This window comes from Pseudomonas sp. CIP-10, from assembly GCF_020911845.1.
In the GTDB taxonomy this organism is placed as follows: Bacteria; Pseudomonadota; Gammaproteobacteria; order Pseudomonadales; family Pseudomonadaceae; genus Aquipseudomonas; species Aquipseudomonas alloputida.
In genome coordinates this window covers 3,308,739-3,322,364 of the sequence record NZ_CP087160.1, presented here as the reverse complement: position 1 = coordinate 3,322,364, position 13,626 = coordinate 3,308,739, and the positions used below count along the sequence as shown (strand labels likewise).

The window sequence follows — 13,626 nt, the reverse complement described above, 5'->3', positions numbered from 1 at the left end:
GATGACGCCGACGTGGTGCTGTACGCGCAGTTCTGATGGTGCCGGGCTGAATGAGCGCCCCACCTCCTTCAACACGGCGCCAAGTCTGATCTTCCAGGCGTTATAGGGTCGTTCGAAGGGACCCTTACAAAAATGCAGTACTTACCGCCTTCCATCGATTCAAAGGCCACCAGCTTTTCCACCAGTGCGGCGCTCAAAACCTTGCCAGCGTTAAGCAGCAACATGCCGTTGTCGGCGTTCAGGTTGCGCGCAAGCACCATTCCCGGCGCCAGGTCACGGGTGGTACACACCTGGACTTCAGGGTCTACCAGGGTGAGATCGCTGTGGAACGAGGCGCAAACCTGGACGAAGTCCTCAAGGAGTGCCGGGTCATACAACCGGCCGGCGTACTTGCGCAGGTAGAGCAAGGCCTCATCGCTGTTCATCTGCCGTTCAAGAATCAAACCCCGTTGCAGCTCAACGAAGTCCACGGCCAGCTTGAGCAAGCGAGCGCCGAACGGGATAGCTTCACCCTTGAGCCGGTCGGGGAAACCGCTGCCGTCCCAGTGCTCCTGATGATGCAGGATCAGGCGCGCGGCATCTTTCATGGGCTCAAGGGTCATCAGCAGCGCTTCACTTTGGCGTGGGTAGTCGCGATAGCGGTCGCGGTCGCCGTGCATCAGCTGGTCCGATGGGGCTACGATCATGCTATCCGGCCAACTCAATTTGCCTATGTTGTACAGCGCCGCAGCCATGGCCAGATCGCGGCTTATCGCCTCGTCCAAGGCGTGGACCCGACAGTAGCAACGCACCAGTTCGATGATCTGTCGATTGGTCTGCTTGGCTGGAGGCAGCCGCAGATTAGCCAACATCGAGAACACCTCGGTCCCGGTCACATAGCTGTGTTTCAGTTCTTCGTAGGCCAGATCGAGCATGTCAGCGGTCTGCTGCAGCTCCGCGGTACGGGCTGCAACGCGTTTCTCCAAGTCGTTATTGAGCAGTCTCAACTGGGCGTTCTGCCGACGTGCCAGCAGCTCCAGGCGTTGGCGCTCGCGTTCGGAATGCTGGTGGTCCAGGGCCTGGCGCAAGGTCATCAGCAATTCGTCGTCGTTCCAGGGCTTGCTGATGTAACGGTGGATTTGACCGTCATTGACGGCCTTGATGATTGCGCTTGGGTCGGCATAGCCGGTCAGCAAGATCCTGACGGTCGATGGGTGATGCTGATTGATCTGTGCCAACAAGGTGGCGCCGTCCATCCCGGGCATGCGCGCATCGCTCATCACCAGATCAACCGGGCCCTCGGCCATCTGCGCCAGTGCCTGCTCTCCGCTGGTCGCCAGCTTCACGTCATAGGGTTGGCCACGCAATAGCCGACGCAGACTGTTAAGGATCGACTCCTCGTCGTCTACCAGCAACACGGTCGGCCGATAGGGTGAAATCAGGGGCGGTTGCACGTCCATGGCAGGCCTCACGTGATCGATCGATGGAGGCACTCGAGCTCAACGAGCGCTTAGGTCAAAGGCTAGTTCATTTTTTCGTGACAGGTGCCGGGCAAGGTGTGGCGGGTGGCAGGCAAATTGTCTGGAAGGCATCTAACCTGACGGCATGGCACCACCCTTCTGTAAGTCCGTCAGCCCAGGGAAAAGGATTCTCCCGGATGTCAGCGCGCACAACCTGTCGTTATCGTTCCGCTCTTCACCTGCAGCGCTTGCGCCGTTGTCTGGGCCTGTGGGTGCTGCTCGTTCTGAGCGGAGGCAGCGGGGCGGAGCCGCTGGACGAGCCGCTCAAGCCGCTGCCTCCGATACCCACTCTGGCACCTGGGCGTGTCGAGTTGGGCCGCCAGTTGTTCAACGATCCGCGGTTGTCGCGCAACGGCACACGGTCCTGCGCCAGCTGTCACCGTCTGGACAAGTACGGGGCCGATGACCGGGCGTTTTCCATAGGGGCAGATGGCCTGCCGCTTACGCTCAATACGCCAACGGTACTCAATGCCAGCCTTAATTTCCGACAATTCTGGAATGGCCGGGTCGAGTCACTCGAGGAGCAGGGGGAGGCCGTGATCACCAGCGCTCACGAGATGGGCGGAGACTGGCGCGTGATCGAGCAGCGCATCGCCGCAGACGTGCATTACCGCCAGGCGTTCAAGGATGCCTACCCGGACGCGGTGACAAAGGACAACATCCTCAGCGCGTTGGCCGATTACCAAAGGACGCTTCTTACCCCTGGCGCGCGCTTCGATCGTTACCTGCAGGGCGATACCGAGGCGCTTACCCTGGAGGAAAAATACGGCTACCAGCGCTTCAAGGACTATGGCTGCATCGCCTGCCACCAAGGGGTGAATATTGGGGGCAACATGTTCCAGAAATTTGGCGTGTTCGGCGACTACATCGCGGACCGCGGCAACCCCACCGAGGCGGATCAGGGCCGCTTCAACGTGACCGGAGAGGAGGCCGACCGGGGCGTGTTCAAAGTGCCGAGCCTGCGCAATGTGGCGATGACCGCGCCCTATTTTCACGATGGCTCGGCGCCTACGCTGGAGCGTGCGATCGATGTGATGTTTCAGTATCAGCTTGGACGAATCCCAAGCGATGAGGACCGCAGGCTCATCATGCTGTTCCTCAAAACCCTTACTGCTGAAAAGGCGGGTCAGCCATGAGGGTGATTTCCCGGCGCACAAGCCTGATTCTATTCAGTGGGTTGGTCCTTGTACTGGCGTCGATGCTGCTGTACTTGTACCTGAATTCCGGGTCAGAGCAGACCCAGACCTACAATGAATCCCGAGATCTCATTCGTCAGCTCAAGCAACAGGATGCTGTATGGGAAAACGAGGTGCTCAAGGCCCGAGTAGCCGTCTCCCATAACTATGATCCACTCGTGACCCCCCTCAAGGAGATGAAGCGGCTGTGGGCACGATTCGACAGCCGGGAAGCCGAGCAAGGGCGCGTTGACTCAGACCAGTGGCGCGATGCCTATGACGGTTTTCTCTCTGCGTTTGGGGAAAAGGCTCGGCTCGTGGAGCAATTCAAATCGCACAATGCCTTGTTGCGAAATTCGTTGGCATTTCTACCCACAGCCGAAGACGGCATTCAGGCCCAGATCAACACCATGCTGGCCCCGAATCAGCCGGAGGTACACGTATTCGTCACTGACACTTATGACCTGTTGCTAAGTGCCCTGGAGTTCGCACAGGTTACCTCTGTGGAAAGGGCTGCCGAGATAGAGGTGGGGTTAGGTAACCTGGCTGTTAACGCGCAGAACCTGCCCAAAGAATTCCAGACGCCCCTCAATTTGTTGAGCAATCACGTGGCGTTGATCCTGCGCGAGCAACCTGTCGTCAACCGCCTGCTCGAACGGATCGAGGCGATCCCGGTTGCCGAGCGCCTGGATACGATCACCAGCCTCCTGGACAGGGATCAACAGCAGGTTGAAAGGATCAACCGTAAAAACCATCTCTACACGTTATGGCTATCCGGCTTGCTGATGTTCTCGGTCATTTGCCTGGCTGCGTTGTTGGTGCGCAGCTTCGCCGAGGTGAGACGGGTCAACAACGCATTGCAAAGCGCCAATGACGTCCTGGAACAGCGGGTCGAGGAACGCACCCTGGCGCTCCGGAACGCTCAGAGCGAGCTGTTCAACGCCGCGCGCCAAGCAGGCATGGCGGAGATCGCTACCAATGTGTTGCACAACGTGGGCAACGTGCTCAACAGCGTGAACACATCCTCTGATCTGATCGCTCGAACGTTGCGCAGCAGCAAAACCCAGGGTTTGGGCAAGGCCATGCAACTGTTCCGCGAGCATGCCACTGACATCGGTCGGTTTCTCGACGAGGATCCCAGAGGCCGGTTGCTTCCCGGCTACCTCCACCAGCTGACCGAGGCGATTGCCGATGAACAGAAGGAGATGGCGATCGAGCTGGAACGGATGAACAAGAGCATCGACCACATCAAGGAAGTGGTGGCCACCCAGCAATCCTACGCCGGGGCTAAAAATGTGCCAGTGCCGCTGTCGGTCAACGACCTGGTCGAGGACGCGCTGCGCATGAACGCAGGCGCGTTGACCCGGCATCAGGTGAGGGTAGTGCGCGACTTCGCAGATCTGCCTCTGGTGATGGGCGACCGGCATCGGCTGTTGCTGATACTGATCAACCTGATCAGCAACGCCAAGTACGCCATGTCCGGCCCCGGCAGCGACCCACGGACGATGATCCTCAGGACGCGCATCATTGAGGGGGGCTTGCTGGAAATGAGCGTGCTGGACGAAGGCGAAGGCATTGCGCCCGAAAACCTGCAGAAGATCTTTGCCCATGGCTTCACCACGCGCAAAGACGGGCATGGCTTCGGCTTGCACAGTTGCGCCTTGGCCGCCATCGAGATGAATGGTCACCTGACCGCATACAGCGACGGCCCTGGCCTGGGTGCTGTCTTTACCCTGAGGATCCCGCTGATCGCGGTGACGGAGCCTGCATGAGTGACCTGACCAATCGCCGGATCCTGCTGATCGATGACATGCCGACTATCCACGAGGATTTTCGCAAGATCCTTGCCCCGGCCAAAGCGCAGAACACAGAACTGGACGAGATGGAAGGGTTGTTGTTTGGCGAGCAGATCAAGAACGACCGACCGGTATTCGAACTCGATTCAGCCTATGGCGGTGAGGAAGGGCTCGACCTGCTGAAGCGTGCGCTGCAGGCCAGCAAGCCTTACGCGTTAGCCTTCGTCGACATGCGTATGCCAGGTGGATGGGATGGCGCTCAAACCATTGAGCACCTGTGGGAAGAGGACCCGCTGTTGCAGGTAGTCGTCTGCACCGCCTACTCGGACTATTCCTGGGATGAGTTGCTCGACCGGCTGCAGGCCCACGATCGCCTGCTGATCCTGAAAAAACCGTTCGACAACATCGAGGTCCAGCAAATGGCCAGCACCTTGCTGACCAAGTGGGAAATGACCCAACGAGCCTCGCTGAAAATGCACCAGCTCGAACAGCGGGTAGAGCGGCGTACCCAGCAACTGACCCAAGCCAGCGAGGCGCTGCAGCAGGAGATCGAGGAGCGCAAGCAGCTGGAAAGCCAGCTGGTGCAATCGGAGAAGCTCGCCTCGTTGGGGCAGATGGCCGCCGGCGTGGCGCACGAGATCAACAATCCGATCGGTTTCGTGTCCTCCAACCTGGGCACTCTGGGAGGGTACTTTCAACAACTGTTAGCGATGCTCGACGCCTATCGCGAGGCCGAACTGATGCTCGGCGCAAACGAAACCACTGGGCGCTTGCAAAGGCTTCGTGAGCAGACTGAGCTGGAATTTCTCATGGAAGACATCCCGATCCTCATCAAGGAGTCCAAGGACGGAATCGGTCGAGTGGCGCATATCGTCAAGGACCTCAAAGACTTCTCGCGCGTTGACAACGCTCAGCAGTGGCAATTAGCCGATTTGCAGCAGGGCATTGACTCCACGCTCAACATCGTCGCGAGCGAGCTGAAACATAAAGCCGACGTGGTAAAACGGTACCAGCCGTTACCCCCTGTCGAATGCCTGCCGTCGCAGATCAACCAAGTGATAATGAACCTTGTGCTCAATGCCGTCCAAGCCATGGGCCCCGAGCGGGGCACCATCACATTGGGCACTGCTCATCAAGGCGGCTGGGTGTGCATCGACGTTGCGGATACAGGCGCTGGGATAGCACCGGAGAACATCAAGAAAATCTTCGATCCTTTTTTCACCACCAAGCCCGTCGGCCAAGGAACCGGGCTAGGCCTGTCCCTTTCCTACGGCATTGTAAAGAAACATGGAGGAGAGATATCTGTATCAAGCCAGGTCGGAGTGGGAACAACGTTTCGTGTGCAACTGCCGGTAAAGCAGAGCGCAACGCTGTGATAGCGCACGCGGGGTGGGTATGCCACATCCCCAAAAGGGCAGGGGGTGCGTGCCCCGACGATCCCGCCAACAAGTCAATGTTTTGCGGTGGCGAGTAGCCGATAGCGTGAGAAGGGCGTGCCGTCGATATCCACCTCTGCGTCAAGGCAAAACCCCAGGCGAAGAATACCTTTGATTCGAGTTCTGGTTGATGGAAGCAATAGGGTAATGGACGCTAGCCCCATCTCCTGGAAAGCGCGCCGTACGATCTCATCGAAAATCACTCTGCCAAGCCCCCAGTAGTCTGGATGAAGCACCAAGGCAAGATCAGCGTCGCCGTCTTCCTGCTGCAGGCCACCCCAGCCGGCGAATTGACCGTCAACGAAAAAAGCCCAGGGGCCATAGCCATTCAGTGCCCATTGGGCCTCTTTTTGGGCAACCCACACCTTGCATTTGCGTTCGTCAAAGTCGGGACGACCCAAGGGCATTTGGCGCAAGACATCGGGGTTGTTGTTGAGTGCGATGATGTCAGCGATTGGGGCGTCGCTGAGACGCCGGAAATGCAGCTGCATGATGTGCCTTGTCGAACGGCTTTAAACCTGATTTATAGCGCCTGCCATTGCCCCTTTTCAATCGTCTGATTCGTACGAGCTGAGACAATTCATGACATCGAAGAAACTGGGCCGAATATTCCGACGCTGAGTTCTGCGCCCTGGCCGAACGGTATTAGGCAGGATCGATGCATAGGCCGCCAATGGCGCGGCCTGAGGCCCGATTCTCGCGCTAGACCACCGCGCCAAACAAGTGCCCCACCAGTGCCGTGACGCCCATGGCCAACGCCCCCCAGAAGGTCACCCGCCAGGCGCCTGTCATGATGCTGGCACCGCCAGCCTTGGCGGCAATAGCCCCCAATGACCCGAGAAATACCAATGACATGCCCGATATCCAGGGGGCCACGCTGTGCTCCGGTGCGACAAACGTCACCGCCAGCGGCAAGGCGGCGCCCACCACGAAGCTCGCGGCGGACGCCAGGGCGGCCTGCAACGGTTTGGCGGTGAGCGTGGCGCTGATGCCCAGTTCGTCGCGGGCGTGGGAGCCCAATGCGTCATGGGCCATCAATTGATCGGCCACTTGATGTGCCAGCTCGGGTGCTACCCCACGCTGCATGTAGATGTTGGCGAGTTCGGCGTGCTCAGCTTTCGGGTCGCTGGCCAGTTCTGCCCGTTCGCGGGACAGGTCCGCCCGCTCGGTATCGGCCTGGGAGTGCACCGAAATGTACTCGCCAGCGGCCATGGACATGGCCCCGGCCATCAGCCCCGCCATTCCGGTGACCAGCAACGTGGCGTGGCTGGCGTTGGCCGCCGCGACCCCAATCAGCAGGCTGGCGGTAGAGACAATGCCGTCGTTGGCACCCAGGACAGCGGCGCGTAGCCAGCCGATACGATCACTTCTGTGTGCCTCGGTGTGCCTGTGCATGAATTTCATTGTTTGACGCGGCTCCCTGTCATCAGGCGGTTCACGTTGCACGGGTGCCGAGCGGGCCGGCAGCCGGCGTCAGCGGGCTTCAATTTGCACCTGCAGCTGTCCGCCGACAATGGATATTTCCCTGAACTGCTCACCTTCGCGCAGCACGAACAGTGCGTCCATCCCGCGTTCCTGAGCCAGACGAGGGCCCTCGGTTTCGCCCAGGACCATCAGCGCCGTGGCCCAGGCATCGGCGAGCATGCACGAGGTCGCCACCACGGTAACGGCGGCGAGCGCGTTGCACAGTGGTGCGCCGGTGGCCGGGTTCATGGTGTGAGCATAGGACTGACCGGCTATGTCGACCCACTGCCGGTAGTCCCCGGAGGTCGCGATTGACATATCGCTAAGCGCCATGACGCCCATGACTTCCCGCACGCCCCTTTTGGGCTTTTCCAGCGCCACGACCCAGCATTGTCCGTCAGGTTTGACGCCCCGGGCGCGCATCTCGCCATCGATACCGACCAAGTACCGCGTGATACCTGAACCTTCCAGGCAACGGGCCAGTTCATCCACGCCAAACCCTTTGGCAATCCCACTCAAGTCAAGGCTCAGCGGCACGCGCTTGCGCACCTGGTTGCGTTGTGGCTCAACCTCCAATGCGCCGCTGGCTAACAGCCGGGTGCGCGGCGCAGGGGAGTCGATCACCTGCGTTGTGACCTGCCGCGCCGCTGGGCCGAAGCCCCACGCGCTCACCAGGTCACCGACAGCGATGTCGAAGGCGCCGCCGGATTGCCGGCTGACGCGCAATGCAGCAGACAGCACCGTGACCAGTTCCTTGGGCACCGATACCCATTCCTGCTCGGGGGCGGCATTGAGGCGGTTAAGGTCCGACTCGGGTTTCCAGGTGGACATTTGCTGGTCCACCCGGGCAACGGCGCGGGCCAACTGCTGGCCAAGTTCGTCGGTATCCATCCCGGCCCCGGCATAAAACAGGGCGGTGTAGCGGGTGCCCATGGTTTCGCCGTTCAGGCTATAACGCTGCAACTCAGTAGACATCTTCACGGTAGCGTCCTTGTGCCTTGAGGATCAGCACGCTGAGGTGGAGGGGCGCCAAGACTTCATCCAGGGCCTGCATCACGCCTTTGGCCATTTCGCGACTGCCACACACCAGCACTTGGGCACCTTTTTCAATCAGCCGGCGCAAGGCGAGGGCATCACTGATCAGCCGGTCTTGTACGTAGCTGCGCTCCTGGACTTGAGAAAAGGCGGCGTGCAATTGCGTCAGGCGGCGGTCCGACAAGTATTGGTTGAGCTCCGGTTCGTAGAGAAAGTCCGAGGCCGGGTTGCGCCCGCCCCAATACAGGTGCATCGGGTGTCGGGCCTTGTTGTTGCGGATAAAACCGGCCAAAGGACCAATACCGGTACCGGCGCCGATCAGAATTACCGGGTGCGTGCCCGATGCCGGACGAAATTGCGGGTTGGGCTGAATGAAGGCGTCAATCTGCGCGCCAATGTCCAGGCCGTGAAGAAACTCCGAGCACATGCCCCCGTTGTGTTTACGCACACAGATCTCCAGCACGCCGTCCTGGGCGCCACTGGCCAGCGAGTAGAAGCGCGGGATTGGGCTGCCCGGGGGCAGAATACCGACCAGGTCGCCGGCCAGAAAATTCGGCAGTCCGCCGCGAGCGTTGAAGCGCAGGACATGGGTCGGTGCATTGACCTGTTCGCCATAGGCAATCCGCTCTGTCAGCTCCAATGAATGGGTGCGCGGCTGCTGCGGGGTGTGAACCAGCGCCAGCGCCTGCCCCAACACGTCGCCCAGCGCGTGGCCCCAACGCGCAAACGCCTGAGGGCACTGGCGGTTGACGGTCTCCAGCCCCAGCAATGGCGAGCCACCGGCCTGCAACATCGCATGCTGCACTTGATGGGCGTACCGACAGAATCGCGCAAATTGGCGGTCGCCCAGGCCCAGTACCGCAAAGGGTAGGCCGGGCTTGACGCCGGTTTTGGCCAGCCGCGTCAGGAACTGCGAAGCCGAGGCCGGCGCATCGCCGTCACCGTGGGTCGCGGTGAGGATGAACACTCGTTTGGCATTAGGGTAATCGCCCAACCAGTCATTCATCGCCGCGCTGTGCACCTGATGGCCGCTCTGGTGCAAGGCGTCATGCAAGGTTTTGGCAAAACCCCAGGTGCTGTTGTTTTCACTGCCCACCAGAATCACGCTGTCGGCGGCATGAGCAGGGCTGTTGTGGCGGAGGCGCGGGCCAGCTTTGCGGCGGCGCCACCATAACAGAATGCCGGTCACGCTCATCAACGGCACGCAGAGGGCGCAGAGCCCGAGCAGCAGGCCCAGCCACCAGAGGCCTTCGCCAGTGTGCAACTGGTAGATCAATTCATAGAGGTTGAGCATTGGGTCGTGGGCTTGATAGGACAGCAAGGCGCCGCTGGCCTGGTCCACGTAGCCATCGCCCTGTGCTGTGCGCAGGGAAAACACATCGCGAGGGTTGCCGGGGCTCGGGTAGACCAGCTCGCGCAGGTCGTTCAGGTCGGTGGCTTGCAAGGCCTGCAGTTTTGTCACCGGCAAGGCCGGGCCGGCGCTGACGTGGGCAGGGAAGGCGGGTTCAGCTTGACTGCCGTCGGCGATAAAACCAAACGTGGTGGCGGACAGGTAGGCCCCGCTCAGTGCCGACAACAACAGCCCGAGCAAGGCCAGTCGCCCGACTTCAGCATGCCAGCGCTGGCTGAAAGTGCCCCGCAGCGGCCGTAGCAGGTTGCGCCAGCCACCCAGGCGTCGGGCCAGCAATAGCGCGCCGGACACTGACAGCGCCAGCATGAGCAGGGCACCAACACCCGACACCCCATGGCCCGGCGTGCCAAGGAACAGCGAGCGGTGCAGGTCTTTCACCCAGCGGGTGAACGCGGATGGCTCGTAAGGGGCGAGCCCTTGGCCGGTCAGTGGGTCGACCTTCTCCGCCCCGGCCTTGCCGTTCTGGTTGTAGTAGACGATCACCGTGCCGGACGCTGAGCGCTGGATCTGCTCCACCCCCGTAAAGTGGTTGGCCACGCGCCCGGCAAGTTGGCCGACGTTGAGTTGCCCGGCAGAAGTGGACGTGCTGTGCAGACGCTCCAGCGCCGGCTCGACAGACAGAATCGCGCCGCTGATGGCCAATACCATGACCAGCAGGGCGGCGATCAGGCCAGGAAGGGAATGGAACTGACGAAGCATGTTCAGCCTCCGGAGGTGGCGGGTGCTACAGGTCGTAAGTAAAGGCGTCGACGTAGGCATTGCCGGTCGCGGGCTTGCCTGCGCCCTTGGAGGTCAGCGGCACGCTGACATCGCCGCGGGCGTCGCGTTTGTCCTCGACGGCGCTGTCGATGCGGATCTGATACCCGGCATCAATCAGCGTGTCCGCCAGTTCCACGCTGACTTTCAGCGTGCCCCCACTGCCGACGCTGGCGCCGCTGACCCCGTCGAACTCGCTCGGGTTCATCCCGCTGCCCCGGGCCCAGTCGGCCAGGTGCTTGTAATATTTGGCCTTCTTGCCGGCCACCCAGAGGGTTTTCTGGTACTGGCCATTGGCGTCGGTGACGTAGATCGCCAGGTAGGCATCATTGCCGCTGTAGTCCTTGAGCTGCGTGGTCAGGGTCACTTCACGGGCCTGGGCCAGCGCCGGTAAGGTAATGGCGCCGATGAGGCAGGTTGCTGCGATGATCTTCTTCATGAGCGTGTCCTCTTGATCGTCAGGTCGAGAGCCTGGACCTGCCGGCTGACAGCAACCTGAACGGCAGGAAAATTCATAGACAGGTGAGTTGTCATTCGGCGAGCGGGCTGCCGAGATAGTCATTGGCATCGCCGTCATTGCGCAAATGGACCTCGAGTGTCTTCAGGCGCAGCGATGCCGGGGAGTAGCTGGCTTCGATGTCATTGCCCTTGCGGTCCAGGCCCTTGAGTTCGTAACAGCCGTCGTCGACCTTGATGCGCTGCACGCGCCAGCCGTATTGCCGCTCTGCCTGCTGACGCAAGGTTTCGCGAGGCTGCCAGTCGCTCACCGGGTCGCTGCAGTCGTCACCGGCCAGGGCGTAACCGCTGACCAGCAAGCCCAACAGCGTGGCATTGGCAATAAAACCGGATTTCATGACTTGTCTCCTGTCGAGGGCGGCGTCTGTGGCATAACCTAAAGTGCCTACCTGACAGCCAGCTGAATCTTCAGATTCACATCAGGCAAGGCGATTAAGGTGCTGCAAGGCAACCATCTCAGGAGATGTCAGATGCGGGTTCTATTGGTTGAGGACGCTCCAGGCCTGGGTGAAGCGGTGCGCGAACAAATTGCCGATGACGGCCACGCCGTCGATTGGGTACAGCGCCTGGACCACGCGCGCAACAGCGTCCGCAGCACGCCTTACGACCTGATCTTGCTGGACCTGATGCTTCCGGACGGGCGCGGGTTGGACTTTCTGCGTCAACAACGCGCGGCAGGAGACGTGACCCCCGTGATTATCCTGACCGCCCAGGATCAGATTTCCGATCGTATCGCCGGCCTGAACGCTGGCGCCGATGACTACCTGGTCAAACCGTTCGACCTGTTTGAACTCTCGGCCCGCGTGGCAGCGGTGGGCCGCCGTTATAGCGGCAACCCCAATCCACAGATCAAACTCGGTGATTTGCAGGTCGACATGAGTGCCCGCACGGTGCAGCGGGGCAGTGCGACGGTGGACCTCACGGCGCGGGAATGGGCGCTGTTCGAGGCGTTTGTGCAGCGCCCCAGCGCACTGCTGTCAAAGTCGCAGCTCGAAGAGCGGCTGTATGCGTTCGGCGCTGAAATCGAGAGCAATACCATCGAGGTATACATCAGCCGTCTACGTAAAAAACTCGGACGCGAACTGATCGAAACCGTGCGAGGCATGGGCTACCGGTTAATGTCCGCATGAAGCCGTCTTCGAGCCTGCAGATACGTCTCGGCCTGGGGCTGACGCTTGGTATGACCTTACTCTGGCTGGTAGCGACAGTGGGGGCCTGGCTCGTGGTGCGGCATGAGTTGAACGAAGCGTTCGATAGCGCCTTGGAAGAGACAGCACAACGCATCCTGCCCTTGGCTGTGCTGGAAATCAGCAATCGGGAAGAATCCCGGACTGCACAACACGTCGCGACGCTGAAGATGCACAAGGAGTACCTGACTTACCTGGTGCGCGACGCCAAGGGCAAGATCCTGATGCAATCTCACGACGCCAACCCGGAGATTTTCAACCGACAACCGTCTGAAGGTTTTTCCACTTCTGAAAAATACCGATTGTATGGCGCTAGCGCATTGCGCCAGACACTGTTCATCGAGATGGCCGAACCGCTTGGTCATCGTCGTGAAGCCGCGCGGGAGGCCTTGTTTGCGTTGTTGATGCCTCTAATGGTGTTGATTCCTGTCAGCCTGGCGGGCACTTGGTTGTTTGTACGTTTCAGCCTGCGCAGCGTGCGGGCTTATCGTCGTGCCATTGAAACACGCGGTGTGGGTGACTTGTCGCCGATCAAGGTGGCGCACCTGCCAGCAGAAATCGATCCGTTGGCGGAGGCGGTCAATCACCTGCTGGAGCGCTTACGCAATGCCCTTGAGGCCGAGCGCAGCTTTACCGCCAACAGCGCTCACGAGCTGCGCACGCCATTGGCCTCGACCCTGGCGCAGATCCAGCGGTTACACCACGAAGCGCCGGAAGGTCCGCTGCGACTGCGTGCGCAGAAGATCGAGCAGGCGTTGCGCGAGCTTTCAAGGCTTTCAGAAAAGCTCATGCAGTTGGCCAAAGCGGAGGGCGGCGGGCTGTTGTCCGAAACGCCACAAGACCTGATTCCGTTGCTTGCCCACGGCGTCGACGAGTGGAACCAGCGCAGCGGGCAGCGCATCGAGTTGCAGTTGCCAAGTCAGGCCGGCGTGTACTCGATCATTGACCCGGACGCGTTTGGCATCCTGCTGCGCAACCTGATTGAGAATGCGCTGAAGTATGGTGCAACGGACCAACCGGTCGAAGTCAGTCTCACCGATCAGGCACAGCTGCGGGTAGTCAACAGCGGCCCGGCAGTGCCGCAGTCTGTATTAGAGCACCTGACCGAGCGTTTTGTGCGCGGTCACAGTGAGATCAGTGGTTCAGGGCTGGGCTTGGCGATTGCCAAAACCATCGTGCAGGGGGTAAACGCGCGCATGGCATTGTTCTCCCCGGCAACAGGCCGACGCGATGGGTTTGAAGTCTGCATCTGGTTACCGCTTGCCCCATCCTGAAAGACCCTGGAACTCACCACGTTCAACAGTGCTTTCCTGATACCCGAGCCTTGGTCAGGTTGAATGTAAGGAGATGA

Annotated in this window: 12 protein-coding genes; 5 read left to right on the top strand and 7 right to left on the bottom strand. The window is 60.5% G+C overall.

Going from position 1 to position 13,626, the window contains the following annotated elements; translation table 11 throughout:
- Nucleotides 1-68: 68 nt before the first annotated feature.
- On the bottom strand, nucleotides 69-1,439 hold the full coding sequence (locus LMH93_RS15115) for an HD domain-containing phosphohydrolase (RefSeq protein WP_060537933.1): 1,371 nt from the start codon (nucleotides 1,437-1,439) through the stop codon (nucleotides 69-71).
- 197 nt (nucleotides 1,440-1,636) lie between these two features.
- On the opposite strand from LMH93_RS15115, the gene LMH93_RS15110 reads away from it, so the two are divergent.
- The 3 genes from LMH93_RS15110 to LMH93_RS15100 are packed head-to-tail and all read left to right on the top strand — an operon-like array spanning nucleotide 1,637 to nucleotide 5,846.
- Complete coding sequence (locus LMH93_RS15110; protein ID WP_108191042.1) at nucleotides 1,637-2,635, top strand: cytochrome-c peroxidase; 999 nt, start codon at nucleotides 1,637-1,639, stop codon at nucleotides 2,633-2,635.
- The gene (locus LMH93_RS15105; RefSeq protein WP_230064328.1) at nucleotides 2,632-4,446 is read left to right on the top strand and encodes a DAHL domain-containing protein; all 1,815 of its coding nucleotides are present in this window, start codon (nucleotides 2,632-2,634) and stop codon (nucleotides 4,444-4,446) included. The genes LMH93_RS15110 and LMH93_RS15105 overlap by 4 nt, the downstream gene beginning before the upstream one ends.
- Nucleotides 4,443-5,846 carry an ATP-binding protein gene (locus LMH93_RS15100; protein ID WP_230064327.1) on the top strand — a complete coding sequence of 468 codons (1,404 nt, stop codon included), beginning with the start codon at nucleotides 4,443-4,445 and terminating at the stop codon, nucleotides 5,844-5,846. The genes LMH93_RS15105 and LMH93_RS15100 overlap by 4 nt, the downstream gene beginning before the upstream one ends.
- A gap of 74 nt (nucleotides 5,847-5,920) precedes the next feature.
- Here the strand turns inward: LMH93_RS15100 and LMH93_RS15095 are convergent, their stop codons facing one another.
- The 6 genes from LMH93_RS15095 to LMH93_RS15070 all read right to left on the bottom strand — a co-directional run bounded on the left by LMH93_RS15095 (nucleotide 5,921) and on the right by LMH93_RS15070 (nucleotide 11,426).
- Entirely contained in the window at nucleotides 5,921-6,397 is a 477-nt protein-coding gene (locus LMH93_RS15095; protein ID WP_012052503.1) for a GNAT family N-acetyltransferase, read from the bottom strand.
- A gap of 211 nt (nucleotides 6,398-6,608) precedes the next feature.
- Nucleotides 6,609-7,310, bottom strand: coding sequence for a VIT1/CCC1 transporter family protein (locus tag LMH93_RS15090; RefSeq protein WP_047604931.1), 702 nt, complete (start codon nucleotides 7,308-7,310; stop codon nucleotides 6,609-6,611).
- A gap of 69 nt (nucleotides 7,311-7,379) precedes the next feature.
- Entirely contained in the window at nucleotides 7,380-8,345 is a 966-nt protein-coding gene (locus LMH93_RS15085) for an FAD:protein FMN transferase (protein ID WP_047604930.1), read from the bottom strand.
- Nucleotides 8,335-10,515, bottom strand: coding sequence for a PepSY domain-containing protein (locus tag LMH93_RS15080; protein ID WP_230064326.1), 2,181 nt, complete (start codon nucleotides 10,513-10,515; stop codon nucleotides 8,335-8,337). Before LMH93_RS15080 ends, LMH93_RS15085 begins: the two co-directional genes overlap by 11 nt.
- A 25-nt stretch (nucleotides 10,516-10,540) precedes the next feature.
- Nucleotides 10,541-11,011, bottom strand: coding sequence for a DUF2271 domain-containing protein (locus tag LMH93_RS15075; protein WP_003248166.1), 471 nt, complete (start codon nucleotides 11,009-11,011; stop codon nucleotides 10,541-10,543).
- A gap of 91 nt (nucleotides 11,012-11,102) precedes the next feature.
- Nucleotides 11,103-11,426 carry a PepSY domain-containing protein gene (locus LMH93_RS15070; protein WP_230064325.1) on the bottom strand — a complete coding sequence of 108 codons (324 nt, stop codon included), beginning with the start codon at nucleotides 11,424-11,426 and terminating at the stop codon, nucleotides 11,103-11,105.
- A gap of 132 nt (nucleotides 11,427-11,558) precedes the next feature.
- Here LMH93_RS15070 and LMH93_RS15065 point away from each other — a divergent pair, with 132 nt between their 5' ends.
- Entirely contained in the window at nucleotides 11,559-12,218 is a 660-nt protein-coding gene (locus LMH93_RS15065; protein WP_014861096.1) for a response regulator transcription factor, read from the top strand.
- Entirely contained in the window at nucleotides 12,215-13,549 is a 1,335-nt protein-coding gene (locus LMH93_RS15060) for a sensor histidine kinase (RefSeq protein ID WP_230064324.1), read from the top strand. The genes LMH93_RS15065 and LMH93_RS15060 overlap by 4 nt, the downstream gene beginning before the upstream one ends.
- Nucleotides 13,550-13,626 lie beyond the last annotated feature (77 nt).

Excerpts from the sequence above, each read along its gene's own strand:
- LMH93_RS15115 (WP_060537933.1), bottom strand. The coding sequence starts at position 1,439 with ATGGACGTGCAACCGCCCCTGATTTCACCCTATCGGCCGACCGTGTTG.
- LMH93_RS15110 (WP_108191042.1), top strand. The coding sequence starts at position 1,637 with ATGTCAGCGCGCACAACCTGTCGTTATCGTTCCGCTCTTCACCTGCAG.
- LMH93_RS15105 (WP_230064328.1), top strand. The coding sequence starts at position 2,632 with ATGAGGGTGATTTCCCGGCGCACAAGCCTGATTCTATTCAGTGGGTTG.
- LMH93_RS15100 (WP_230064327.1), top strand. The coding sequence starts at position 4,443 with ATGAGTGACCTGACCAATCGCCGGATCCTGCTGATCGATGACATGCCG.
- LMH93_RS15095 (WP_012052503.1), bottom strand. The coding sequence starts at position 6,397 with ATGCAGCTGCATTTCCGGCGTCTCAGCGACGCCCCAATCGCTGACATC.
- LMH93_RS15090 (WP_047604931.1), bottom strand. The coding sequence starts at position 7,310 with ATGAAATTCATGCACAGGCACACCGAGGCACACAGAAGTGATCGTATC.
- LMH93_RS15085 (WP_047604930.1), bottom strand. The coding sequence starts at position 8,345 with ATGTCTACTGAGTTGCAGCGTTATAGCCTGAACGGCGAAACCATGGGC.
- LMH93_RS15080 (WP_230064326.1), bottom strand. The coding sequence starts at position 10,515 with ATGCTTCGTCAGTTCCATTCCCTTCCTGGCCTGATCGCCGCCCTGCTG.
- LMH93_RS15075 (WP_003248166.1), bottom strand. The coding sequence starts at position 11,011 with ATGAAGAAGATCATCGCAGCAACCTGCCTCATCGGCGCCATTACCTTA.
- LMH93_RS15070 (WP_230064325.1), bottom strand. The coding sequence starts at position 11,426 with ATGAAATCCGGTTTTATTGCCAATGCCACGCTGTTGGGCTTGCTGGTC.
- LMH93_RS15065 (WP_014861096.1), top strand. The coding sequence starts at position 11,559 with ATGCGGGTTCTATTGGTTGAGGACGCTCCAGGCCTGGGTGAAGCGGTG.
- LMH93_RS15060 (WP_230064324.1), top strand. The coding sequence starts at position 12,215 with ATGAAGCCGTCTTCGAGCCTGCAGATACGTCTCGGCCTGGGGCTGACG.